Origin of the sequence: Streptomyces djakartensis, from assembly GCF_014651075.1 — a bacterium.
In the GTDB taxonomy this organism is placed as follows: Bacteria; Actinomycetota; Actinomycetes; order Streptomycetales; family Streptomycetaceae; genus Streptomyces; species Streptomyces djakartensis.
In genome coordinates this window covers 14115-36211 of the sequence record NZ_BMWE01000018.1, presented here as the reverse complement: position 1 = coordinate 36211, position 22097 = coordinate 14115, and the positions used below count along the sequence as shown (strand labels likewise).

Here is a 22097-nt window from a genome sequence, read left to right as displayed (position 1 = left end):
CCCCGCCCTCGGCGCTGCGGCTAGGGTGAGCCCGTTGGCCGCCCGGAACAGGAGCACTGATGCCGCAGATCACCGTCGACTACTCCGCCGGTCTCGGTGACGGTTTCGACCGGCCCGGATTCGCCAAGGCGCTGCACGAGGCGACGGTCGGCATCGCTGCCGCCAAGCCACCGGCCTGCAAGACGCGGTTCCGCCGGACCGAGGACATCGTGGTCGGCCCGGAGACCGACGGACACGCCCATGTGCACGTCCACATCGCCCTGCTTCCCGGCCGCACCGACGAGACGAAGGCCCGGCTCACCGAGGCAGCGCTCGAGCTGCTGCGGGCCCACCTCGAGGTCGCCGAGGGGCTGGTGCTGCACGCCTCCGCCGAAGTGCGCGACCTGGACGCGTCCTACCGCAAGTTCGAAAGCTGGTGAGCGTTGCCTGCCCCGGCACTGGACGCGGTGCCGGCTCAGGCCGCCAGTGCGGTCAGCCGGCCGGCCAAGTGGGCGAACGGGCCGTCGGCCGGCTCCGCCTCGACGATGCGGCGCAGCAGCGCGGCGATCTCCTCGTCGTAGGTGGCGCTGACCGCGGCGAGCGCGGCGAAGTCGTTGACGAGCTGGGGCTCCAGCTCCTCACGCGGGATGCGCCGGCCGTCCAGCCAGATCAGCGCCGTCGACTCGGCGAGCGAGATCCAGGAACGGACGACCAGTTCCAGACGCGCGGACGGATCGGTCACGCCCAGGTGCGAAAGGATCTGGACATACGCGGCCTGCCGCACGGAGTCGATGAGCGCGTTGGTCGCAGACGAGCCAACCGCGGGCCCACCGCGCATCAGGGCGGAGAAACCGGGCCCGTGCTCGTCCACGAAGTCGAAGAAGCGGTGCATCACGCGCAGCAGCCGCGCACCCAGGGGGCCCTCATGGGGCTCCACGAAACGGGCCGCGAGATCGTCCGAGGCCCGCTGCAACGCGGCCTCGTACAGGCTGAGTTTGCCGGGAAAGTAGTGGTAGACCAGCGGGCGTGAGATGCCCGCGGCCGACGCTATCTCGTCGATCGAGACCTCGTCGGGCGAGCGGCGGCTGAACAGTTCGAGGGCGACGCCGATCAACTGCTGCCGACGCTCCTCGACTCCCAATCTGCGGCGAACCCCGGTAGTCATGCGAACACCTTACCGATCGATTCCAGCCGCGAACGGGCCCGGATCGGTCATGGACGTTCACCCGCGTCCACCGGGCGGGCGTACGAACCGACCGTCAGTGCAGTCCGCCGACCGAACGCCCGTTCTTCAGCGTGCCCTTCAGCTCGGCCCGGACCCCTCGCTCGGCCGGCACGGTCAGCAGGCTGCCGCGCGCCGACCCGCTGACCCCGCCCGACGCCCGGACCGACGCCGTCCGGCGGCTGCCGGCGGCCAGCAGATACCAGTCGCCCGCCTCCGACTTCCACCACACACCCGCCAGCACCTGCGGGTCGCGCGCTGAGCACGCCGGCACGTTCTCCGCCTTCGCCGCCACCGCCCCGTACCTCCCGCCCGGCGTGTGGAACTGCGCCAGCACCCGCGCCCCACCACCCCGCCAGGTCTCGGCCCGGGTGCACACCCACGCCGCCGAACCGCTCGCGTCCGGCAGCGGCTGTTCGTTGAACGTCCAGGCGTTGACGCTGCGCACGCCCGCGGAGCGCAAAGTGGCCAGCGAGCAGGCGAACGGCTGCCAGGTGCGCAGCGCCTCGGCGCCGGACGCCTCGCGGGGGGAACCGGGCCGCCCCGTGGTGAGCCGGGCCGGCACCAGTTCGCCGAGGTCGGTCAGCAGCCGCTTGCCCGTACCGTCGGTCAGCTGCAGCACGTTCCACGAGGTGCACGCACCGGGCCGCAGGTCCGGGCCGGCCAGCGGCGCCGTGACACCCTCGGCGAGGGCGAGATCCATCGCGCCGGAGCCCGGCTTCATCAGGTCCCGCTCGCCCGCCTTCTTCACCCAGGGGGCGGTCAGGTAACGGACGTTGCCGTCGGTCCGGCCGAGGACCACCGCGCTCGCCCCGGCCCGGTCGGCGCCGTCGACCCGGGCGAAGTCGAGCGCGGCCCCCTCCGTGCCGTCCGTCGGTTCGGCGTACCGGGCGATGCGCAGGCCGTCGTAGAGGATCACCACCCGGGCCGCGTCGACCCTCCCCGCGAACAGCAGCTGGGGCGGCCCGGCCGGGCCGCCGGTCGGCGTACCGGGCGTCGCCGACACCCTCACCGTCCCGCCCGGGCGGGCCCAGACGGCCAGGGCGCGGCGCAGCAGCGCCATGTCGCCGGTGAGGCCGCCGCGGGCCGGCCACACGGAGAAGTCGGTGCGTGCCGAGTTCCGCCACCCGGCGGGGGAGACCCTGGTCAGCTTCGCCGGGTCCAGGGCGGCCTGGGCGGCCGGGTTCCGCGCGTAAGGGGGAGCCACGGCGTCGTCGGGCTCCCAGCCCCCGCCGGGCAGACCGAACAGCGCCCCGGACACCAGCAGGGCCACGCCGGCGGCCAGCGCCGCCTTCAGATGACGGCGGCGCCGCATCAGGTCGGTGGGGCGGGCCTGGAGCGAGCAGGGGTCGAACTCGGGGGAGTCCAGCAGCCCGAACTGGTCGGGGATCCCACCGGCCTCGAGCAGCGCGCCGTCCGCGTCGGCGACGCCCGCGGCCGTGAGAACCTCCCTGACTGCGTCGTCCTCCAGCCGCTCCAGACCGCGCAGCGCGTAAGCGGCCCGGGCGGGGCCGGACAAGGTGGACAGCCGCTGGTCCAGGGCGAGTTCGTCGGCGCCGCCGGATCTCGGGAACAGCTTCAGTCCCCACACCTGCGGCAGCAGCGGCGGCAACTGGGACCTCTTGGGCCACGGCTTGAGCTTCAGCGGCAGCCCCGCCTCCAGCGCCCTACGCAGCACCTCGAGACGGACCAGGGCGTACCCGGGATCGCCGTCACGTCCCTCCCCCAAGCTCTCGACTCCGCTCGAGCAGGGGGCACCCCCATTCTGAGCGGGGATCACCGGGGCGGGGCTGCGGCTGCCGCGGGGCAGGGCCCGCTGAGTGAGGGCGTGTGCGGTCAGGACGCGCCTGCTGCGGCCCATGCCCGGCGCCAGCACCAGGTAGGCGAGCCGCACGAGCCGCGGATAGTGCTCGACGAGCGCGGCCTCGGCCTGCTCGACGTCGACGACCTGGGCGGCGGGGGAGGGGGGCGCGGGGCGCTGGGCGACATCCTGTGACTGCACGTTCAGCAGAACGAGCGAATCCAGGGATGGTCACTGACCACGGACGTCAGCCCTCCGGTGGCTCCTCGGGCTCCACCAGCAGCCGGGCGTAGTTCGCCATCGACCGCTGGTAGCGCGGCAGGTGCGGGGCCAGGGCACCCAGGGCAAGCGACAGTGCCTCCCGGTCGCGGCCGGCGCTGGACAGGCACAGCGCGAGCGTCGCGCGTACGGGGTCGTCCAGCTCGTCGGAAGGGGCGTCCAGCTCGGGCGTCAGCAGCGCGATGCCCTCCTCCGCCCGGCCGATGTTCCGCAGGGAGCTGGCCAGCTGGATCTTCGTCCGCCGGGTCTTGTAGGCGCTCACGTCGGCGAGTCCGCGCTTCAGCGCCTCCTGGTACAGCGGGACCGCGTTGTCCGAGCGCCCCGTCGAGTCCCAGGCGCAGGCCTGCTCGAACACGCCGAGCGGGCTGCCCTCCGGCAGTTCGGCCACGAGGGCGTCGACCTCGGCGCGGAAGCGGGCCTCGCCCTCCTCTTCCTCGGCGTAGTCGTCGAAGCGGGCCCACAGGGCGGCCACTCGCTCTTCCCAGTCCTGGTTCACCGGGCCACCCTCGCACGGACGTGCCCACCGGGACACGGGATTTTGAGCACCGCGCGCCCCGCAGCCGTATCGAAGACGAGGAGCCTCGCGCCGGGGCTCCGTGCGGCATGCGTCCGGACCGTGCCGTGACGAGGACCGGAGGAACAGATGAGGGTGACCCGACCGATGCTCGCGCTGAGCGGCGCGGTGGCGATACTGGCGCTGGCCGGCTGCGGATCCGGCGGCAAGGACGAGGCGGCCGTCCCCAAGGAGGTGACCGGCAGCCTGGAGCACATCGCCGCCGAGGCGAAGTGCAAGCCGAACATGCAGACCGACGCCGACACCATCCGCCAGGCCATCTGCAAGAAGGGCAAGGAGAAGTACGTTCTCGCGACCTTCGCCACCGACCGCGGCCAGCGTGAGTGGCTGAACAGCGCCAAGGACTACGGCGGCTACTACCTCGTCGGCCGCAAGTGGGTCGCCGTGGGCGAGGAGAAGACGGTCACGGCGCTCCAGAGCACGCTCGGCGGGACCATGGAGGAGGGGTCCGAGCACATGAACCCCGGTGGCAGCCACAACAAGAGCGGAAGCCACCACGGCTGACCGCACGGGTCCGGAAGCACCAAGAAGCCGGCGGTGGGAATCCCACCGCCGGCTTATTCCTGGCCTAGGGCTACTGGCAGTCCTGGCCGCTGTTGATGCACTGGACCATCTCGTTCATCACGTTCTCGTCGAAGAAGTTGATGAAGTCGTTGTGGTCGGTGATCGCCTTGTGCAGCTGCTCCGGGAAGGAGTCCACCGCGAAGGCGTTCTGCACCTGCCCGTTGTTGATCTGCGGCGCCTGTACGTCGTAGACCAGGCGGACCTGGAGCTGGGGGATGGCCTTGAAGCCGTTCGAGCAGCTGCCGTCCGCCTCCACGAAGTCCACGTGGGTGCGGTGGTTGGCGCTGTCGATGTTCTGGCCGTCCCAGCAGCTCTGGAAGTTGGACAGCCGGACCACGCTGCTGCCCTCGGGGCACAGCGGGTACTTGTCCGTCACCTGACGGTCCTCGAAGCCCGTGCAGGTCCAGGAGGTGTTGGCGTTGTTCAGGCCGTTGGTGAAGGACTTGGCGTCACCGGTGATGATCCGCAGGGCCTTCGGCATGGCGACGACGTCGCTGGTGCGGTTGCCGACGAACTTGAGCTGGGCCTCGGCCGGCTCGACGATCTTGCCGACGTTGCCGTCCTGGCCACCACCGGGCTGACCCGCGTCGATGTCGTCCGAACCGTCCTGGATGCGCAGGACCGGCCAGAAGTACGAGGACTTGTCGCCCTGGTTCTGGCAGGTGGTCTGGGCGTTCGCCAGGTCCTCGTCGCTCGCGAAGGCGTTGTTGCTCTGGTTGCCGACGTAGTCGTGCTGGTGCTGGGCGCCGTTGGACACGCCGGGCGCCACGATCACGTTGTCCGAGTTGCGGTTCTCGTTCTCGTTGGTGCCGCAGTTCGTGGTGAACGTGCCCGTGGAACCACCGTCGCCGTTCGCGGCGAGACCGTTCGGCAGGTTGCGGGAGTTGGGCTGGACGTCCTCGATGTTGATGAAGTCGTTCGCCGTGGGGCCGTTGTTGGCCTGCCCGCCGTTGCCGCCCTGGTTCTGGTCCTGACCGCCCTGGTCCTGGCCGTCCTGGTTCTGGCCGTCCTGGTTCTGATCGCCCCCGGCCTGGCCGTCCTGGTTCTGGCCGTCCTGGTTCTGATCGCCCCCGGCCTGGCCGTCGGTGGTGTCGGCCTCGGCGGCCATGCCCTTGCACTCGGCCATCTCGGCGAGGTTGGCCGGAGCCTGACCGCCCACCCGCTTGATGTTGATGCCGATCCGGTCGATGACCGCGACCCGCTTCGACTTCAGCGGGCCGAGGATGGCGTTGTCGACGAAGCCGGAGTCGCCGGCCTGGGCCTGGCGCGTGGAGGCGAGCCGGGTGTAGGCCTCGCTGATCTGCTTGTCGAGATTCGCCAGCTCCTTGTCGACACCCTGCCGCGCGCCGTCCGGCACATCGGTGAGCTGCTGGCCCACGTCCGGGCACTGGATCGTGGCGATCTGCGCACCCGCGGCCTTCGTCTGGTTCGCCGAGTTCTCCTCATGCGCCGAGGCATAGAAGTTCGCCCAGATCAGCCCGCCCCCACCGAGCGCTAGGGCCGCCGATGCGGCTATGGCCTTGGTGGCCATCGGCGTCCGGCGTTTTCTTGTGTTGCGTCCCATGGAACTCCTCTGACTTCCTTTTCCGGGGGCTTCGAGGCGCCCGACAGGAGTGAAGCGGCTCCTTCCCATACGGAGGCCGTCCCAGGGGTGTTCAGATGTCCCGGAAATTGATGCGAGATTCGTGAGAACCGCGTGCCCTCAACAGCCGCTTTGGAAGCAGGAGTTGCCGATCACCCACGGTGGGGGCACGCGCCGGCCCGGTCTCACCGTCCCTGAGAGCAGCTCACGGGCGTACCGCATCCGGGGGCGGCATGCGGTGGTTCACGCGCCGGTGCCCGCCGCCAGTACCTTCGCCTCCACCTCCGGATCGAGTCCCTTCCGCGTCCGGTCCGACCTCTGGGGCGCGACACCGCCGATGCCGCGCAGCCAGCTCCAGGTGCCGGCCACGGTCTCCTCGACGGGCCGGCAGCGCAGGCCGGTGGCGAGCGCGCGGGAGACGTCGGCGCTGTGCAGGGCGTCGTGCATGTCGCTGTCCGGAGGCACCCACACCGGCAGCTGGATCCAGGGTTCGATGCCCGCGGCGAGGATCACCTCGGGCTCGGTCCAGCGCAGCTCGGCCGCACCTCCCGTGACCCGCGCGCACGCGTCGAGGAGCGTCTCCATCGTGGCGTGCCCCGACGGGCTCATCAGGTTGTAGGGCCCGCTCAGCCCCTGTTCCGCCGCGCCGAGGATCCACTCGGCCAGGTCCCGGACGTCGACGTACTGCAGAGGGAGGTCCCTCGGCCCCGGCGCCAGGACGGGGCCACCGCGGGCCATCCGGGTCAGCCACCACGGCAGGCGGCCGACGTTCTCGTGCGGACCGAGGATCAGCCCGGCCCGGACGAGCACCGAGCGGTCCGCGCCGAACACCTCCACGGCGGCCAGCTCACCGCCCCGCTTGTCCCGCGTGTAGTCGGTCTGGCCGGCCTCGGCCGAGGCCCCCTCCACCAGGGGCGCGTCCTCGCCGTAGCCGGCGGGCGGCGACCACGCGTACACCGAGCAGCTGGACACGTACACGTAGCGGCCGGCGCGGCCCCGCAGCAGCCGCGCCGTGTCCCGCACCGCGGTCGGCGCCGCCGACCAGGTGTCGACCACGACGTCCCACTCGCCCTCGGCCAGAGCGGCGAGCCCGCCGGGCGCGGTGCGGTCACCGAGCAGCGACCGCGCGCCCGGCGGCGCCTCGCGCCGCCCCCGGTGGAAAGCGGTCACGTCCCAGCCCCGCCCCAGGGCCGCCTCCACCACGGCCCGGCCCGCGAACTCCGTACCACCGAGCATCAGAAGTCTCATGCCGGTGACTCTGCCCGCCGGAGCGGTCGGACGGGACGGAATCTGCCGTCAGCAGACGAAGTGCCCTGGCCGTCCGAGGGGTCAGGACCCCTGCGGTGGTACGTACTTGTAGCCGACGCGCCGCACGGTCCGGATGGTGTCGCGGTGTTCGGCGCCCAGCTTGCGGCGCAGCCGGGCGACGTGGACGTCGACCGTGCGGCCGTCGCCCACGTGTCCGTAGCCCCACACCGTGCCGACGAGCTGGTCACGGGTGTGCACCCGGTTCGGGTGCGCCACCAGGTGGGCCAGCAGCTCGAACTCCAGGTACGTGAGGTCCAGCGGACGCCCTGCCACCTGGGCGGTGCGCTGGACCGTGTTCACGCGGATCAGCGGGTCGGCCTCCGGCCCGGGGCCGGCGCCGATGTCCTCCGGCCGGTCGGGCACCGCCACGGGGAACGGCGGCTGCTGGTCGGCCGGGACGAGCACCAGGTAGCCGATCATCGGCGGCTGCCCGGGCAGCGCGGGCAGGGTGTGCTGCGGCGCCGGCAGCCAGGTGGCACCCGGCGGCAGCAGGTCCGCGACGGTCACCACCTCGTCCCGGTCGACGGCACGCAGCCGGGGACCGTGTGCCGAGGGGGCGTTGAGCGTGGCGGTGGGCAGGGAACGAGTGGTCGCCATGAGAGGTCAGCTCTTTCGCGCGAGGAGTTCGTCGGGGAGGTCGACGGCCGCGATTCGTGGTCGGGCTCGCCGAGGGACGTACGCGGTTCGCGCTGGCCGAAGGCCGGGGTGTACGGCTTTAGAGGGCCGGCGCGTTCGTCGCGCGGCAACACACCCGGTCGAAGTCGTGGTCCTGGCGGGACGGCCAGAAGGGCTCGAGGTCATGGCGACCTGTCGCGGTGTGCTTCTGGTAGCGGGCCATGGGCCTATTGAAGCAGAGCCGGGCGGGGACCGGGACCCTCCTCTCACAGCTTGGACGCCTCACCTGCAACGCGCAGGGGGCGCCCACCGTGAACGGTGGGCGCCCCTGCGGACCTCTGCGGGAGGATCAGACCTGGCCGGCCTTCTCCAGCGCCGAGCAGCAGGTGTCGACGAGCAGGCGGGTCACCACGTACGGGTCGACGTTGGCGTTCGGGCGGCGGTCCTCGATGTAGCCCTTGCCGTCCTTCTCGACCTGCCACGGGATACGGACCGAGGCGCCGCGGTTGGAGACGCCGTAGGAGTACTCGTTCCACGGGGCGGTCTCGTGCAGACCGGTCAGGCGGTCGTCGATGCCGGCGCCGTAGTTCTTGACGTGGTCGAGCGGCTTGGAGCCCTCACCGAGCGACTCGCAGGCGGTGATGATCGCGTCGTAGTTCTCGCGCATCGCCTTGGTGGAGAAGTTGGTGTGCGCGCCGGCGCCGTTCCAGTCGCCCTTGACCGGCTTCGGGTCCAGGGTGGCGGCCACGTCGAAGTCCTCGGCGGTGCGGTAGAGCAGCCAGCGGGCCACCCACAGCTGGTCCGAGACCTCCAGCGGGGACAGTGGGCCGACCTGGAACTCCCACTGGCCGGGCATGACCTCGGCGTTGATGCCGGAGATGCCCAGACCGGCCTTCAGGCAGTTGTCGAGGTGCGCCTCGACGACGTCACGGCCGAAGATCTCGTCGGCGCCGACACCGCAGTAGTAGCCGCCCTGCGGGGCCGGGAAGCCGCCCTTGGGGAAGCCGAGCGGGTAGCCGTCCTTGAAGAAGGTGTACTCCTGCTCGATGCCGAAGATCGGCTCCTGGGCGGCGAACTTCTCCGCGACCTCGGTCAGCGCGGCACGGGTGTTGCTGGCGTGCGGCGTGAGGTCGATGTTGAGGACCTCGCACAGCACCAGGATGTCGTCGCCGCCGCGGATCGGGTCCGGGCAGGTGAAGACCGGCTTGAGGACGCAGTCCGAGGCGTGCCCCTCGGCCTGGTTGGTGGACGACCCGTCGAAGCCCCAGATCGGCAGCGCGTCCAGACCGGCGGGGGAACCCCCGATGATCTTGGTCTTGGAACGCAGTTTGGCCGTCGGCTCGGTGCCGTCGATCCAGATGTACTCAGCCTTGAAGGTCACGGGCCACATCCTCGGGTGTGTCTGGGCGCGTATCGCGGGTGCTTGCGGCGCTGCGGCACCGGTGCGCCGCGTCTGCTGCCCGGCAGCCTGACAACAGGCGATTTCCCGGCCATTGCTCCAATGTGAACCCCGTGTTACCTGGTGATGCCGTGCGGCACCTCACGCCGTGAGGGCGTCCGGCAGCCCCGGGCGCCGGTCACCGTCCTCCCTCCGTCAGGCCGGTGACCGGCTCCGGGTCGTCCCGGACGGCGCGCCGGTCCTGCTGCCCCTGGCCGGGAGCAGCAGGACCGGTGACACGTACGAGGGGCGGCCGAGGGGTGGCCGCCGCCTCAGTGACTCACTCGTCCGTGACGCCTCACCCCACCTTCTCGATCACGGCCCGGCGGATCAGGAACTTGCCGGGCTCACGGACCTGTTCGAAGGCCGCGTTGTTGAGGAGCACGCAACTGCCGGAGACCGAGGTGACCTCCACCGTCGTGGACTTGTTGTTGTCCAGGTTGGTGACCTTCAGCTTCGTGCCGGCCGGGAACTGGTTGCTGGACGCGGCAGGCGCACCGCCCTCACCGGAGAGCGTGACGGTGGAGCCGTTGCACACCTGCTGCCCGGAGGCCGCGGCGCCGGCGCCGTCCGCCGGAGCGGACTCCGCGGGCTGCGAGGCCGGGGCGTCCCCGGCTGCCTCGCCGCCGGCCTGCTCGCCGCCGGCCTGCTCACCGCCCTGCGCGGGCTGCGACGGCTGCGCGGTCTGGGAGTCCTGAGCCGACTCCCCAACCGCGCACCCCGACGCCTCCTGCTTCCGCTTGATCTCCTCGATGACCGCCTGGCGGTTGGCGATCCGGGCTTCCGACTGGGCGTCGGGATTCGCCTGCTGGTCGGCGATGAACTTCTCGTTGTTGCCGAGAGCGGTGGCGAGTCCCAGACAAGCCGTCGACTCCGCGGCCGACTTGGTGGCCGGTGGCGTGGCGTTCGACGTGCTCGCCATGACGAAGGCCCCGCCGCCCGCCACGGTCATCGCGCTCACCAGCAGCGCGATCTTCTTCTTCGGGCCGAGTGTTCTCCTACGCGACATGCGCGCCTCCTGAAGAGGTAGGGGAGCGTACGCCGCTATGTACGAGATACCGAACGAGGTTACTCAGCGGTTACCGGGGTCATTTGCGTGACCTGCGTCACCGTGCCGGTTCACTTGCGGGACATGGCGTCCTGTACGGCCTCCTCGGTGCGTGCCACCAGGGCCGTACCGTCGTCCGCGGTGATGATCGGCCGCTGGATCAGCTTGGGGTGCTCGGCCAGGGCCTTGATCCACCGGTCCCGCGCACTCGCGACCCTGGCCCACTCCTTGACGCCGAGCTCCTTGGCGGCGGCCTCCTGGGTGCGGGTGATGTCCCAGGGCTCCAGGCCGAGCCGGTCCAGCACCTGCCTGATCTCGTCCTCGCTCGGCACGTCCTCCAGGTAACGGCGGACGGTGTAGTCGGCGCCCTCGGCGTCGAGCAGCTGCACGGCACTGCGGCACTTGGAACAGGCCGGGTTGATCCAGATCTCCATGGATCTCACATTACGCGCACTCGGCTCTGTTCGATTTTCCGGCGACTCACCAGCCCCTCCCGGAGCTGCCGTGACGCAGCGCCAATTTCCCTCTCCACCTGGGCGTTTGCCGGACCCTGCGGACTCCCCGATGTCAGTGCCCGGCGGTAAACTGTAAGCAGTGTTCGAGGGTGGTGCCGGGGACGCCGACGTCCTTCGTGAACCGCCCGACCGCGACAGGAGGATGCCTGTGCCCGCTGCCGCTCTGAAGCCGAAGCCGCTGCCCACCCAGTCCACCGCGAAGCGCCCCGTCCTGTTCGACTCGCCGTACGCGCCCGTGGAGAAGCGGCCGCTGCCGCCGGGCCGGCCACGCGAGTGGTACGTCACGCACAACCGCCGCCTCAAGGCGATGCGACTCGCCATAGCCCTGCTCGACTCCGGCGTCCACATGCCGAACCAGGCCCGCGACGAGACCATCCGTGACACGGCGGAACTGATCGGCGTCCACCCGCCGTCGGACACGACGTGCCACATGGTGCGGGCGCTCATGCGGTACGCGCGCTGACCCGAGCCCTGTCCGAAGCGCCGGGTGCCCTGTTCTTCCAGGGTGCCCGGCGCTCGGTCATGCCGCCCCGGGACCCTGATTTGCCGTCAGTTCCTTCTCCAGCGGCGTGCGGAAGCGGGGCGTGACGCGGGTCGTGCCCACCCAGCCGGTCAGCCGTTCCACCTCGCTCTCGATCGCCGCGCGGGCCTCCCGGCCGACACCCTCCTCATCGAGGATCCGCCAGACGATCTCCCCGTCGGAACGCTGTGCCCAGCCGCCGACCACCCGCCCGTTCCACCACACCGTCGGCCCGACGTTGCCACTGCGGTCGAACAGCGCGGGGCGCAGCTCCGGTGCGAGATACCAGTCGCGCTGCTGCCAGCCCATCGCCGTGGGGTCGAGGCCGGGCAGGAGCGCGGCCCAGGGCTCGTCCGGCTCGGGTGCCGGGTCGGAGTCGCCCTCGGTCACATGGCCCACCCCCTCGTCCAGCTCCACCGACTCCGCCCCGATCGCGGTCAGCGCCCGGCGGACGTCCGTCACCCGCCACCCCGTCCACCACTTCAGGTCGGCCTCGGTCGCCGGACCGCACGCCGCGAGCCACCGTCTCAGCAGCTCCGCCTGCGCCTCGGCCGCGTCCAGCTCGGCATGCCCGGGGGCGACGGCCCAGCGGAACTGGCCGGATGTCCAGGAGCCGAGCGGCCGGCCGCGCACGACCTTTCCCTCGACGCCCAGCACCTTCAGCAGGCGGGTCGAGACCGTGTGCACCCCCTCGTAGCTCTTGCCCGCCGCGTACACGAACTGTTCCCGCAGGCGCGGCTCGTCCTCGGCGAGTTCGGCGGCCGTCGCCTCTCCGCGCCGGGCGAGTGCCGCCAGCGTCGACTCCTCGACTTCTTTCAGCCAGGCCGCGCCCGGCGCCCCGGCCGTCGCCATGTCCCTGAGCAGCGCGGCCCTCTCCCGGGCGGCGACAGTCCGTCCCGTCGAGGCGTGCACGACCGCGGTCAGGGCCGTGGGGAAGACGAACACCGTGTGCCGCATGCCGTGCATCCGCACCAGGGAACGGTCCCCGTAGAGGGCGCGCCCGGTGTCGTCCACCGTCGTCGCGGGGTTCACGAGCCGGGCGCCCACGGCCAGGTAGACCGCCGCCGGGTCCGTGCCGTGCAGCGCCACCAGCGACTCGGCGACCTGCTCGGGTGTATCCGCCCGTGCCTGCCCGGCCAGCCGCTGGCGCAGCCCGAGCCGGGCCCGCCGCTCAGCCACGCCGATGTACCGCCGCGAACCCATGACCCCTCCACTCGTCGTCGCCTTCCGGATAGGAGTGCATCATCGCGGACGCCACTGACAATCGACCGTCACCAATCCTCGGCGTACCGCTCCAGCAGCCCCGCCACATACGCCTCCAGCCTCCCGCCCAGCACCTCCGGCGTCAGGTCGGTCCGCCCCAGCTCCCGCCACGGCCCCGCCAGCTTCGCAGCGTCGGGGACGTAGGCCAGCGCGTCGAGCAGCCGCCAGTACAGATGGTCCGGACCGTCGGCCAGGAGCCGCCCGCCCTGTGCCTCGTAGCGCTCCCGGAAACCGAGGCCGTACTCGGGACCGTGCAGCAGCGCGAGTGCCGTCGAGCAGTGGGCGACGTCCAGATCGGCCGGTCCCCAGGAAGTCTCCACCCAGTCGACGACCCCGCTGATCCGCAGACCGGCCCCCGACCCCGTGAACAGGACGTTCCCGGAGTGGAAGTCCCGGTGCAGGAAGCAGCCCTCGTACGGCGGCGGGTCCCGGCGGATCATGTCCACCGCCCGCCGCCACATCTCACCGCCCGGGTGGCTCACCCGCTCCGGGGACGTCCATGCCTGGTACACCCGGGGGCGTTCCGAGGGGACGACCCGGTGGATCCTGGCGAGCTGAGCCGCCAGTAGGTCCACCCGCAGGTCGAGGTCCTCCTCGTCCACCCGGACCCGACCCGGCAGCACGGACATCAGCAGGGAGGGGTGGTCACAGTGCTCGGCGGTCGCGTCGACGCCGATCAGTTCGGGGGCCGGAACGCCCTCCAGGTCCGCCAGGAGTGTGAGGATCTCCGCCTCTCGGGCCAGCAGCCCGGGCGCGTGCCGCCGGAAGAAGGGCTTCACGAAGGTCCGCAGGGCGAGCGCGGTGCCGTCGTCGAGGGTGAGCCGTCGCATCTGGGCGCTCCAGCCGCCTTTCAGGAACGTCGACTTGGCGACTGAGCGCTCCTCCGGGAGCTGCTTGGCCACCCACGCGCGGGTCGCCGTCCAGCCGCTCTCGCCGAGCCCGGTCAGCAAGGCGGTGACGAACTCCCGCCGGTCGTCCGGGTGGTCGCGGAACCACAGGCCCAACCGGTGCTCCGCCTCGGGAAGTTCCCAGTGGGTGAACTGCGCGCGCCGGGCCAGCGCCTCCGAGACGGCCTGCGTCACGGCGGGCGGGATGACGTCGTCCGTGCCCGGCACCGCGAGCACCGCCCGTCCCTCGTACGCCGCCAGCACGTCGAGCGCGGGTGAGTCGCGCCAGCTCCCGGGCCGGCGGATGAGCTCGCTGAACGGGCCGTCGCCCTCGCCGAACGGCACGTCCCACGCCTCGGCCGTGTACACCGCGGGCGCGCACAGACACAGGGCCGCCACCCGGTCGTCCCCGTAGTGCCGCACCAGGTCGGCCACCGTCTGGCCGCTCATGCTGAACCCGACCAGGATCAACGGCTCGTCCACGGGCGTGTACGCGTCGATGACGGAGACGGCCTGGTCGAAGCGGCGGCGCAGGCTCAGCTCGCGCAGCACGCCGGTGCTCTCCCCGTGTCCCGAGAAGTCGAAGGCGAGGGCCCGGCAGCCGTGGGCGGCGAACGCGGACAGCAACGGCACCAGCCGCTCCTTGCCGCCGTTTCCCGCGCCGTGCAGCAGGACGGCGGTCGCCCTGGCCGGATCACCGGGTCCGGCACCGCAGTGCAGCCCGCTGAGTCGTTCACCGTCGGCGCTGTGGGTGAAGGGGATCAACTCGCTCATGCGGCCATTCATTCACGCGGCACGGCCTCATGAGGGGTGATCACAGGCCGGGGGCTCCCCAGAGCGGGAACCAGCGGCTCAGGTCCTGCTCGATGCGCAGGTCGTCGGCGAGCGCGGCCCGCACCTGGAGTTCCAGTGCGTTGTCACGCCGTTCCATCCCGCCCGGCAGGGGCGCGAACGGGTAGAAGGTGCCGCGTTTGTAGAGGTAGACCAGAGCGAGCCGCCGCCCGGACCGGTCCCGGAACCCGGCCAGGGAGCACAGCAGTTGGGGCCCGAAGCCGTTGACCTCCATCTGGCTGTTGACGGCGTGCAGGTCGTTCACGAGCTCGGGAAGCTGGTCGGGGGCGCGGTGCGAGACCAGCCAGGAGTAGCCGTAGCCGTCCTGCCGGAGCTCCACCGGCGGGCCGTCGCGGTCGGTGTCCGCGTCGAGCAGAGCCTGCACCTCGCGGTGGCTCTGCTCGAAGGCCGCGCCCTCGACCGTGGCGAAGCACACCGCGCCCTGCCCGGTCGGTGTGAAACCGGCCGCGGCCTCCAGGGTGACGGCCGCCGACGGCAGCGCGAAGAGCCGGTCGAGATCCGCGACGACCGGCTTGGTCCGGCCCAGCAGGATGTCCAGCAGCCCCATGCGCCGTTCACACCCCTCCGGGTGCAGCCGTCTCGCCCAGCTCGGCGGAGATCCGGCCCAGCTGGTCGAGCCGCTGCTCCAGGCTCGGGTGGGTCGAGAAGAGCCGTGCGACACCGGGCTCGCGGCCGAGCGCCGGTGTGAAGTAGAAGGCGTTGAACGCCTGGGCGGTGCGCAGGTCCCTGGTCGGGATGCGCGCGATGTCGCCGGAGACCTTGGTGAGCGCGGAGGCCAGGGCCGAGGGCCGGCCGGTGAGCAGGGCCGCCGCCCGGTCCGCGGCCAGCTCCCGGTACCGGGACAGGGCCCGGATCAGCAGGAAGCTGATCGCGTACACGGCCGCCGAGACGCCCATCACCGCCGCGAAGATCGCCGCCGTGTTCTGGTCTCTGCGGGCCCCGCCGAACACCTGCGAGTAGAAGGCGAACCGCACGATCAGTCCCGCCAGCACGCCGAGGAACGAGGCGACGGTGATCACGGCGACGTCCTTGTGCGCCACGTGCGACAACTCGTGCGCCAGTACGCCTTCCAGTTCGGCCGGCTCCAGCCGCCTGAGCAGCCCGGTCGTCACACAGACCACGGCGTGGTCGGCGTTCCGCCCGGTCGCGAACGCGTTCGGCATGTCCATCTCGGACACGGCGACCACCGGCCCCGGCATGTCAGCGATCGCGCACAGCCGGTCCACCACCCCGTGCAGCTCGGGATACTCCTCCCGCTCCACGACCCGGCCGCGCATCGCGAACAGCGCGACCCGGTCCGAGAACCAGTACTGGGCCCCCAGCAGCCCCGCCGCGACCACGACGACCAGCACCCACGACTTCAGCAGCACGATCAGCGCGGCGACGAACCCCACGTACAGCAACCCGAGCAGGAACAGCGTGATCCCCATCCGGGTGGTCAACCGCCGGTCGGTCCGGAAACGGCTGTGCATCCGCATCACCCCGCAGTCACGCACTCGCCCCACAGCCAGTGTGCACCCGGGGCCGCCCATGAACGGGTCGTGATCGTCCCCAGGACCGGCAAAGACGTCAGCCCTCGCCGGGCACCGCGTAGCCCGGCACGGACGGCCACCGGACGGTGAGCACGACCGACTCCTCCTCCGCCCGCCACGAGTGATCGACGCCCCGCCCCCACACCACGTAGTCCCCCTGCCGCTCCAGCAGCACGCTGCGCCCTGGCAACGCCACCCGGAACCGCCCACTGATCAGCACCAGCAGCGCCGTGCGCTCCTCACCCCGCACCCACCGTGCCCGCTCGTCACCCCGGGGGTGGACACCCCACTTGACCTCGACGGCCTCGCTGTGCCGGGGATCACCGAGATCCTTGAAGTGCCCGAGAAGCCACCCGCGGTCCAGCGCGGCGTCCTTGCCCGCGTTGCCCACGTACACGCCGTCGTCGCTCACGGGGCGGGACGCTAGCAGCCCGCTGACACCCCCTAGTACGGCGCCCGGAAGTTGATGTAGCCGAGCAGCAGGATCACTGCCGCGACGCTGCCGAGGACGACGGCCGTGGAGATCCAGGACGACCGGGAGCGGCGGCCGGAGGACCGGTGGTCGGGGTCGGGGCGGAAGGGGACGGGCCCGGGGGGGTTGTGCTTCCAACGGGCGGCGAGCATCCGGGCCCGTGCCGAGGGTTCCTTGTGCTCGGCGCTGTCCGCCCATGTGAGGTCGAACTCGCGCTCCTGGTCGTCCTGTTCGTGCTCGGGCATCGCCGCACCACCCCCGTGTGAACCTGTCAGCAGAATAGAACATACGCCCGCGCCCCCGCTGTGTGCGGCACAGCGGGGGCGCGGGCGGTCTGCCTGGATCAGGCGTCGATCACACGTCGAAGTACAGCTCGAACTCGTGCGGGTGCGGACGCAGCTGCAGCGGCGCGATCTCGTTCGTGCGCTTGTAGTCGATCCACGTCTCGATCAGGTCCGGCGTGAACACGTCGCCCTGGAGGAGGAACTCGTGGTCGGCCTCGAGGGAGTCGAGGACGGCCGGGAGCGAGGTCGGGACCTGCGGGACGCCCGCGTGCTCCTCGGGGGCGAGCTCGTACAGGTCCTTGTCGATCGGCTCGGCCGGCTCGATCTTGTTCTTGATGCCGTCCAGGCCGGCGAGCAGCAGCGCCGAGAAGGCCAGGTACGGGTTGCCGGAGGAGTCGGGCGCGCGGAACTCGACGCGCTTGGCCTTCGGGTTCGAGCCCGTGATCGGGATACGCATGGCCGCGGAGCGGTTGCGCTGCGAGTAGACCAGGTTGACCGGGGCCTCGAAGCCGGGGACCAGGCGGTGGTAGGAGTTCACCGTCGGGTTGGTGAAGGCCAGCAGCGACGGGGCGTGCTTGAGGATGCCGCCGATGTAGTAGCGGGCGGTGTCCGACAGGCCCGCGTAACCGGCCTCGTCGTAGAAGAGCGGCGAGCCGCCCTGCCACAGCGACTGGTGGACGTGCATGCCCGAGCCGTTGTCGCCGAAGATCGGCTTCGGCATGAAGGTCGCGGTCTTGCCGTTCTGCCACGCCACGTTCTTCACGATGTACTTGAAGAGCTGGAGGTCGTCGGCGGCGGCGAGCAGCGTGTTGAACTTGTAGTTGATCTCGGCCTGGCCGGCGGTGCCCACCTCGTGGTGCTGGCGCTCGACCTTCAGGCCGGCCCGGTCCAGCTCCAGGGAGATCTGGGCGCGCAGGTCGGCGAAGTGGTCGACCGGCGGGACCGGGAAGTAGCCGCCCTTGTAGCGGACCTTGTAACCACGGTTGTCCTCGAGGGCGCCGGTGTTCCAGGCGCCGGCCTCGGAGTCGATGTGGTAGAAGGACTCGTTCGCGGTGGTCGCGAAGCGGACGGAGTCGAAGACGTAGAACTCGGCCTCGGGGCCGAAGTACGCGGTGTCCGCGATACCGGTCGACGCGAGGTAGGCCTCGGCCTTCTTCGCCACGTTCCGCGGGTCACGGGAGTACTGCTCGCCCGTGATCGGGTCGTGGATGAAGAAGTTGATGTTCAGCGTCTTGTCGCGGCGGAACGGGTCGACCCGGGCGGTCGAGAGGTCCGCGCGCAGCGCCATGTCGGACTCGTGAATGGCCTGGAAACCTCGGATCGAGGAGCCGTCGAAGGCGAGCTCCTCGTCAGCGTCGAACGCCTCCGCAGGCACGGTGAAGTGCTGCATCACGCCCGGGAGGTCGCAGAAACGGACGTCGATGAACTTGACGTCCTCGTCCGCGATGAACTTCTTGGCCTCGTCGGCGTTCTGGAACATCCAGCTCCTCCTACTCCCGACCGTCCCGCCGGGGTGGTAGTTCGTTCGTGCGGCCAGTGCGGGTGGCACACGCTGACCTCGACCCTAGGGACGGGTGGTTTCTCTGGCGTGACTCGTTTGTTTCGCACAAGTTAACCGGCTCAGGTTCCACCGTAGCCCCGACGCACCCCGCCGTGCCCTGGTCATTTCCGGGCGCAGTACCGTGGACGGGTGGACAACAGGCAAGCACTCGGATCGTGGCTCTCCGGGCCCCGCGCGGCCGCTGAAGAGGCCGGCGTCGACTTCGGTTACCGGGGCGAACAGCTCGGTCTGCCCGAGGAGGGCCCCGGCTCAATCGCCCGGCCGGGCCGGCGGTTCGCGGCACTCGCCGTGGACTGGGGGCTGAGCCTGCTGATCGCATACGGCCTCATCACCCGGAGCTACAACGAGGCGGCCCAGATCTGGGCGCCGCTCATCATGTTCGCGCTGATGGTGCTCACGGTCGGTACGGTCGGCTTCACGCCGGGCAAGCGGCTTTGCGGCCTGCGCGTGGCCGCCCTGGCCACGGGGCGGGTCAGCCCGTGGCGCGCGGCGCTGCGTACGGTTCTGCTCTTCCTCGCGATCCCCGCCCTGATCTGGGACCGCGACGGCCGCGGGCTGCACGACCGGCTGGCCGGCACGGTCGAGGTCCGCATCTGACCCGAACGGACTCGAACGAGACGAGGGGCGCCCGGTTCACTCCGGGCGCCCCTCGTCTCGTTCACGTCGTGTGCGGGCGGTCAGCGACCGTTCGGCCCGCCCTTCGGCAGCCGCATGCCCTTCGGCATCGGGCCCTTCGGCAGCGGCATGTTGCTCATCAGGTCGCCGAGGGCGCGCAGCCGGTCGTTGGTGGCCGTGACCTGCGGGCCGGTCAGTACGCGCGGGAGCTTCAGCATGGTCGTCCGCAGCTTCTTCAGCTCGACCTGGCCCTCGCCCGTGCCCACGATCAGGTCGTGCACCGGGACGTCCGCGACGATGCGGTTCATCTTCCGCTTCTCGGCGGCGACCAGGGACTTCACCCGGTTCGGGTTGCCCTCGGCGACCAGCACGATGCCGGCCTTGCCGACGGCGCGGTGCACCACGTCCTGGTTGCGGTTCATCGCCACCGCGGGGGTCGTCGTCCACCCCCGGCCGATGTTGTCGAGTACCGCCGCCGCGGCACCGGGCTGGCCCTCCATCTGCCCGAAGGCGGCCCGCTCGGCCCGGCGCCCGAACACGATCGCCGTCGCGAGGAAGGCGAGCAGGAGGCCCAGGATGCCGAGATAGATGGGGTGACCGATCAAGAAGCCGATCGCGAGGAAGACACCGAAGGTGACGATTCCGACTGCCGCGAGTACAAGACCGATCTTCTTGTCGGCCCTGCGGGTCATCTTGTAGGTCAGGGCGATCTGCTTCAGTCGCCCGGGGTTCGCAGCGTCCGCTGCAGGTTCCTTCCTCGCCATGCCACGAAGTCTACGTGGCCCCACAAGCGCCGACGACGGCAGTGTCCGCAGCGCCCCGCAGGGCCCGGGCTCAGGAGCGGGCGGAAAGGGAGACGGACTGATCGAGGACGCGCTGCGCCTCGACCCGGTCCTTGGCGCGACGGCGGTCCTCGAGCACGGAGGTCCAGGCGTTGCGGCGGGCGGTGCGCTGACCGCTGCTCATCAGCAGCGACTCGACGGCACGCAGAGCGGTCGTGAAGGACGGAATCGCGGTGGCGCGAACGGGCGCGGCCTGCATGAGTGAGGTCCCCCCTCGGTGCGGGTGTACGTGCTGTGAGTCCAGCGTCACTGTTTGGTGTTACCAGGGCGTGTCCGACCGGTCAAACGTCCATGAAGCCCCGGCGGGGAGCGGAGGAACGCGGACGCGGCCCTGACACACGCCCTCATCTGCGAGGACGGTCAGGACCGCGTCATATCGGCCGCTACCGGCCAGTAGTGCCTTGTGCGCGAATTCACACGCTTGTCTCGCCCCGGGTGAGAAGGGGTGGTGACGTTTCGTCAGACGGCCCGGGTAGCGGTGCGCGCGTCCCGCTTCTCCATGGCCATCCGGTACAGCCGCCCGGCGCGGTACGAGGAGCGCACCAGCGGGCCGGACATCACGCCGGAGAAACCGATCTGCTCGGCCTCCTCCTGCAACTCCACGAACTCCTGCGGCTTGACCCAGCGCTCCACGGGGTGGTGGCGGACGCTCGGGCGCAGGTACTGCGTGATGGTCACGAGCTCGCAGCCGGCGTCGTGCAGCTGCTTGAGCGCCTCGCTGACCTCCTCACGGGTCTCACCCATGCCGAGAATCAGGTTCGACTTGGTGACCAGGCCGTAGTCACGCGCCTCGGTGATCACCTTCAGGGAACGCTCGTAGCGGAAGCCGGGGCGGATCCGCTTGAAGATCCGGGGGACCGTCTCGACGTTGTGCGCGAAGACCTCGGGGCGGGAGGAGAAGACCTCCGCCAGCTGCTCGGGAACGGCGTTGAAGTCGGGGGCCAGCAGCTCGACCTTGGTCCGGCCGTCCTCGCGCCCGGCGGTCTGCTGGTGGATCTGGCGCACGGTCTCGGCGTACAGCCAGGCGCCGCCGTCCTCCAGGTCGTCACGGGCGACGCCGGTGATCGTGGCGTAGTTCAGGTCCATCGTGACCACGGACTCGCCCACGCGGCGGGGCTCGTCACGGTCGAGCGCCTCGGGCTTGCCGGTGTCGATCTGGCAGAAGTCGCAGCGCCGGGTGCACTGGTCGCCACCGATGAGGAAGGTCGCCTCGCGGTCCTCCCAGCACTCGTAGATGTTCGGGCAGCCGGCTTCCTGGCAGACCGTGTGCAGGCCCTCGCTCTTCACGAGGTTCTGCATCTTCGTGTACTCGGGACCCATTTTCGCCCGGGTCTTGATCCACTCGGGCTTGCGCTCGATGGGGGTCTGGCTGTTGCGGACCTCCAGGCGCAGCATCTTGCGTCCGTCGGGTGCGACTGCGGACACGACCGGCTCCCTAGCGTTTGATTCTTCGGCGCCCTCAAGGGTACGCCCGTTGATTTGAATGCCTGCGTGGGTGCCGGCGCCTCCACCCGCACACCTATGCCGCGGACGTCTTCTCGATCTCCCTGGGCTTCGGCTCGGCGTTCTCCAGGACCTCCCGCAGATGGCGCTCCACCACCGGAAGGACCTCTTCGATCGTCACGTCCCGGCCGAGCTCGCCGGCGAGGGAGGCGACACCCGCGTCGCGGATCCCGCAGGGGATGATCCGGTCGAACCACTTGTTGTCGGGGTTCACGTTGAGCGCGAAGCCGTGCATGGTGACGCCCTTGGCCACGCGGATGCCGATCGCGGCGATCTTGCGGTCCTCCCGGCGCTGGCCCGCGTTCGAGGGCGCGTACTCCGGGCCGTTCATGCGCGGGTCGAACTCCTCGTCGTGCAGCCGGGGGTCGAAGTCCAGGGCCAGGCCGCCGAGGGCGGGGCGCCGCTCGACCGGGTCGCCCAGGACCCAGACACCGCTGCGTCCCTCGACGCGGGTGGTCTCCAGGCCGAACTCCGCGCAGGTGCGGATGAGGGCCTCTTCGAGGCGGCGTACGTGGGCCACCACGTCCACCGGGCGGGGAAGCTTCTGGATCGGGTAGCCCACCAGCTGGCCGGGGCCGTGCCAGGTGATCTTTCCGCCGCGGTCCACGTCGATGACGGGCGTGCCGTCGAGGGGCCGCTCGTTGTCGGCGGTGCGCCGTCCCGCCGTGTAGACCGGCGGGTGCTCCAGGAGCAGCACGGTGTCGGGGACCTCGTCCGCGAAGCGCGCCGCGTGCACCCGGCGCTGCTCGTCCCACGCCTCCTGGTACTCGACGGCCTCGTCACCGAACCCCATGCGGACGAACCGCAACTCACTCACGGCAAGCGCCTCCCTCGAACGGGT

The 22097-nt window shown here is 70.9% G+C and carries 25 protein-coding genes; 4 read left to right on the top strand and 21 right to left on the bottom strand.

Features of this window, described 5'->3' with window-relative positions; translation table 11 throughout:
• Window positions 1-59 precede the first annotated feature (59 nt).
• Window positions 60-419 carry a 5-carboxymethyl-2-hydroxymuconate Delta-isomerase gene (locus tag IE212_RS26735; RefSeq protein ID WP_190200521.1) on the top strand — a complete coding sequence of 120 codons (360 nt, stop codon included), beginning with the start codon at window positions 60-62 and terminating at the stop codon, window positions 417-419.
• A gap of 35 nt (window positions 420-454) precedes the next feature.
• On the opposite strand, the gene IE212_RS26730 is transcribed toward IE212_RS26735, so the two are convergent.
• The 3 genes from IE212_RS26730 to IE212_RS26720 form a co-directional block, all read right to left on the bottom strand.
• Window positions 455-1144 (bottom strand): TetR/AcrR family transcriptional regulator, encoded by a 690-nt coding sequence (locus IE212_RS26730; RefSeq protein WP_190200520.1) that lies wholly within the window; start codon window positions 1142-1144, stop codon window positions 455-457.
• A gap of 94 nt (window positions 1145-1238) precedes the next feature.
• Window positions 1239-3203 (bottom strand): hypothetical protein, encoded by a 1965-nt coding sequence (locus tag IE212_RS26725; RefSeq protein WP_190200519.1) that lies wholly within the window; start codon window positions 3201-3203, stop codon window positions 1239-1241.
• A 46-nt stretch (window positions 3204-3249) separates the two neighbouring features.
• Window positions 3250-3777 carry a tetratricopeptide repeat protein gene (locus IE212_RS26720; RefSeq protein WP_190200518.1) on the bottom strand — a complete coding sequence of 176 codons (528 nt, stop codon included), beginning with the start codon at window positions 3775-3777 and terminating at the stop codon, window positions 3250-3252.
• 147 nt (window positions 3778-3924) lie between these two features.
• Here IE212_RS26720 and IE212_RS26715 point away from each other — a divergent pair, with 147 nt between their 5' ends.
• A complete protein-coding gene (locus IE212_RS26715; protein ID WP_190200517.1) occupies window positions 3925-4359 on the top strand; it encodes a hypothetical protein in 435 nt (144 codons plus the stop codon).
• A gap of 70 nt (window positions 4360-4429) precedes the next feature.
• Here the strand turns inward: IE212_RS26715 and IE212_RS26710 are convergent, their stop codons facing one another.
• From IE212_RS26710 to IE212_RS26685, 7 genes are all read right to left on the bottom strand, one after another.
• Entirely contained in the window at window positions 4430-5983 is a 1554-nt protein-coding gene (locus IE212_RS26710; protein WP_190200516.1) for a DUF1996 domain-containing protein, read from the bottom strand.
• A gap of 261 nt (window positions 5984-6244) precedes the next feature.
• Window positions 6245-7249 (bottom strand): SDR family oxidoreductase, encoded by a 1005-nt coding sequence (locus IE212_RS26705; RefSeq protein WP_190200515.1) that lies wholly within the window; start codon window positions 7247-7249, stop codon window positions 6245-6247.
• Window positions 7250-7330: 81 nt separating this feature from the next.
• Window positions 7331-7906, bottom strand: coding sequence for a winged helix-turn-helix domain-containing protein (locus IE212_RS26700; protein ID WP_190200514.1), 576 nt, complete (start codon window positions 7904-7906; stop codon window positions 7331-7333).
• A 118-nt stretch (window positions 7907-8024) separates the two neighbouring features.
• A complete protein-coding gene (locus IE212_RS35110; protein ID WP_308430247.1) occupies window positions 8025-8147 on the bottom strand; it encodes a hypothetical protein in 123 nt (40 codons plus the stop codon).
• A 126-nt stretch (window positions 8148-8273) separates the two neighbouring features.
• Window positions 8274-9305 carry a glutamine synthetase gene (glnII, locus tag IE212_RS26695; RefSeq protein WP_190200513.1) on the bottom strand — a complete coding sequence of 344 codons (1032 nt, stop codon included), beginning with the start codon at window positions 9303-9305 and terminating at the stop codon, window positions 8274-8276.
• 355 nt (window positions 9306-9660) lie between these two features.
• On the bottom strand, window positions 9661-10371 hold the full coding sequence (locus IE212_RS26690; RefSeq protein ID WP_190200512.1) for an SCO2207 family protein: 711 nt from the start codon (window positions 10369-10371) through the stop codon (window positions 9661-9663).
• 110 nt (window positions 10372-10481) lie between these two features.
• Window positions 10482-10844 (bottom strand): arsenate reductase family protein, encoded by a 363-nt coding sequence (locus tag IE212_RS26685; RefSeq protein WP_190200511.1) that lies wholly within the window; start codon window positions 10842-10844, stop codon window positions 10482-10484.
• Between the two features lie 229 nt (window positions 10845-11073).
• On the opposite strand from IE212_RS26685, the gene IE212_RS26680 reads away from it, so the two are divergent.
• A complete protein-coding gene (locus IE212_RS26680; protein WP_190200510.1) occupies window positions 11074-11388 on the top strand; it encodes a hypothetical protein in 315 nt (104 codons plus the stop codon).
• 57 nt (window positions 11389-11445) lie between these two features.
• On the opposite strand, the gene IE212_RS26675 is transcribed toward IE212_RS26680, so the two are convergent.
• The 7 genes from IE212_RS26675 to glnA all read right to left on the bottom strand — a co-directional run bounded on the left by IE212_RS26675 (window position 11446) and on the right by glnA (window position 18215).
• Window positions 11446-12648 carry a winged helix DNA-binding domain-containing protein gene (locus tag IE212_RS26675; protein ID WP_190200509.1) on the bottom strand — a complete coding sequence of 401 codons (1203 nt, stop codon included), beginning with the start codon at window positions 12646-12648 and terminating at the stop codon, window positions 11446-11448.
• 68 nt (window positions 12649-12716) lie between these two features.
• The gene (locus IE212_RS26670) at window positions 12717-14369 is read right to left on the bottom strand and encodes an alpha/beta fold hydrolase (RefSeq protein ID WP_229864593.1); all 1653 of its coding nucleotides are present in this window, start codon (window positions 14367-14369) and stop codon (window positions 12717-12719) included.
• A gap of 40 nt (window positions 14370-14409) precedes the next feature.
• Complete coding sequence (gene pspAB, locus IE212_RS26665; protein ID WP_190200507.1) at window positions 14410-14994, bottom strand: PspA-associated protein PspAB; 585 nt, start codon at window positions 14992-14994, stop codon at window positions 14410-14412.
• A 7-nt stretch (window positions 14995-15001) separates the two neighbouring features.
• Window positions 15002-15919, bottom strand: coding sequence for a zinc metalloprotease HtpX (htpX, locus tag IE212_RS26660; protein ID WP_190200506.1), 918 nt, complete (start codon window positions 15917-15919; stop codon window positions 15002-15004).
• Window positions 15920-16016: 97 nt separating this feature from the next.
• Window positions 16017-16409, bottom strand: coding sequence for a cupin domain-containing protein (locus IE212_RS26655; protein ID WP_190200597.1), 393 nt, complete (start codon window positions 16407-16409; stop codon window positions 16017-16019).
• A gap of 14 nt (window positions 16410-16423) precedes the next feature.
• A complete protein-coding gene (locus IE212_RS26650) occupies window positions 16424-16696 on the bottom strand; it encodes an SCO2583/SCO2584 N-terminal domain-containing protein (protein ID WP_190200505.1) in 273 nt (90 codons plus the stop codon).
• Between the two features lie 109 nt (window positions 16697-16805).
• Entirely contained in the window at window positions 16806-18215 is a 1410-nt protein-coding gene (gene glnA / locus IE212_RS26645; RefSeq protein ID WP_190200504.1) for a type I glutamate--ammonia ligase, read from the bottom strand.
• A 210-nt stretch (window positions 18216-18425) separates the two neighbouring features.
• Between glnA and IE212_RS26640 the strand changes: the two genes are divergently transcribed.
• Entirely contained in the window at window positions 18426-18893 is a 468-nt protein-coding gene (locus tag IE212_RS26640; RefSeq protein WP_190200503.1) for an RDD family protein, read from the top strand.
• Between the two features lie 80 nt (window positions 18894-18973).
• Here the strand turns inward: IE212_RS26640 and IE212_RS26635 are convergent, their stop codons facing one another.
• The 4 genes from IE212_RS26635 to lipB form a co-directional block, all read right to left on the bottom strand.
• Window positions 18974-19675 carry a DUF4191 domain-containing protein gene (locus tag IE212_RS26635; protein WP_190200502.1) on the bottom strand — a complete coding sequence of 234 codons (702 nt, stop codon included), beginning with the start codon at window positions 19673-19675 and terminating at the stop codon, window positions 18974-18976.
• Between the two features lie 70 nt (window positions 19676-19745).
• Window positions 19746-19952, bottom strand: coding sequence for an SCO2195 family GlnR-regulated protein (locus tag IE212_RS26630; protein ID WP_190200501.1), 207 nt, complete (start codon window positions 19950-19952; stop codon window positions 19746-19748).
• Window positions 19953-20212: 260 nt separating this feature from the next.
• Entirely contained in the window at window positions 20213-21178 is a 966-nt protein-coding gene (gene lipA, locus IE212_RS26625) for a lipoyl synthase (protein ID WP_190200500.1), read from the bottom strand.
• A gap of 94 nt (window positions 21179-21272) precedes the next feature.
• Window positions 21273-22073, bottom strand: coding sequence for a lipoyl(octanoyl) transferase LipB (gene lipB / locus IE212_RS26620; protein WP_190200499.1), 801 nt, complete (start codon window positions 22071-22073; stop codon window positions 21273-21275).
• Between the last annotated feature and the right edge of the window lie 24 nt (window positions 22074-22097).

Excerpts from the sequence above, each read along its gene's own strand:
- IE212_RS26735 (WP_190200521.1), top strand. The coding sequence starts at position 60 with ATGCCGCAGATCACCGTCGACTACTCCGCCGGTCTCGGTGACGGTTTC.
- IE212_RS26730 (WP_190200520.1), bottom strand. The coding sequence starts at position 1,144 with ATGACTACCGGGGTTCGCCGCAGATTGGGAGTCGAGGAGCGTCGGCAG.
- IE212_RS26715 (WP_190200517.1), top strand. The coding sequence starts at position 3,925 with ATGAGGGTGACCCGACCGATGCTCGCGCTGAGCGGCGCGGTGGCGATA.
- IE212_RS26710 (WP_190200516.1), bottom strand. The coding sequence starts at position 5,983 with ATGGGACGCAACACAAGAAAACGCCGGACGCCGATGGCCACCAAGGCC.
- IE212_RS26705 (WP_190200515.1), bottom strand. The coding sequence starts at position 7,249 with ATGAGACTTCTGATGCTCGGTGGTACGGAGTTCGCGGGCCGGGCCGTG.
- IE212_RS26700 (WP_190200514.1), bottom strand. The coding sequence starts at position 7,906 with ATGGCGACCACTCGTTCCCTGCCCACCGCCACGCTCAACGCCCCCTCG.
- IE212_RS35110 (WP_308430247.1), bottom strand. The coding sequence starts at position 8,147 with ATGGCCCGCTACCAGAAGCACACCGCGACAGGTCGCCATGACCTCGAG.
- IE212_RS26690 (WP_190200512.1), bottom strand. The coding sequence starts at position 10,371 with ATGTCGCGTAGGAGAACACTCGGCCCGAAGAAGAAGATCGCGCTGCTG.
- IE212_RS26685 (WP_190200511.1), bottom strand. The coding sequence starts at position 10,844 with ATGGAGATCTGGATCAACCCGGCCTGTTCCAAGTGCCGCAGTGCCGTG.
- IE212_RS26675 (WP_190200509.1), bottom strand. The coding sequence starts at position 12,648 with ATGGGTTCGCGGCGGTACATCGGCGTGGCTGAGCGGCGGGCCCGGCTC.
- IE212_RS26670 (WP_229864593.1), bottom strand. The coding sequence starts at position 14,369 with ATGAGCGAGTTGATCCCCTTCACCCACAGCGCCGACGGTGAACGACTC.
- pspAB (WP_190200507.1), bottom strand. The coding sequence starts at position 14,994 with ATGGGGCTGCTGGACATCCTGCTGGGCCGGACCAAGCCGGTCGTCGCG.
- htpX (WP_190200506.1), bottom strand. The coding sequence starts at position 15,919 with ATGCACAGCCGTTTCCGGACCGACCGGCGGTTGACCACCCGGATGGGG.
- IE212_RS26650 (WP_190200505.1), bottom strand. The coding sequence starts at position 16,696 with ATGCCCGAGCACGAACAGGACGACCAGGAGCGCGAGTTCGACCTCACA.
- glnA (WP_190200504.1), bottom strand. The coding sequence starts at position 18,215 with ATGTTCCAGAACGCCGACGAGGCCAAGAAGTTCATCGCGGACGAGGAC.
- IE212_RS26635 (WP_190200502.1), bottom strand. The coding sequence starts at position 19,675 with ATGGCGAGGAAGGAACCTGCAGCGGACGCTGCGAACCCCGGGCGACTG.
- IE212_RS26630 (WP_190200501.1), bottom strand. The coding sequence starts at position 19,952 with ATGCAGGCCGCGCCCGTTCGCGCCACCGCGATTCCGTCCTTCACGACC.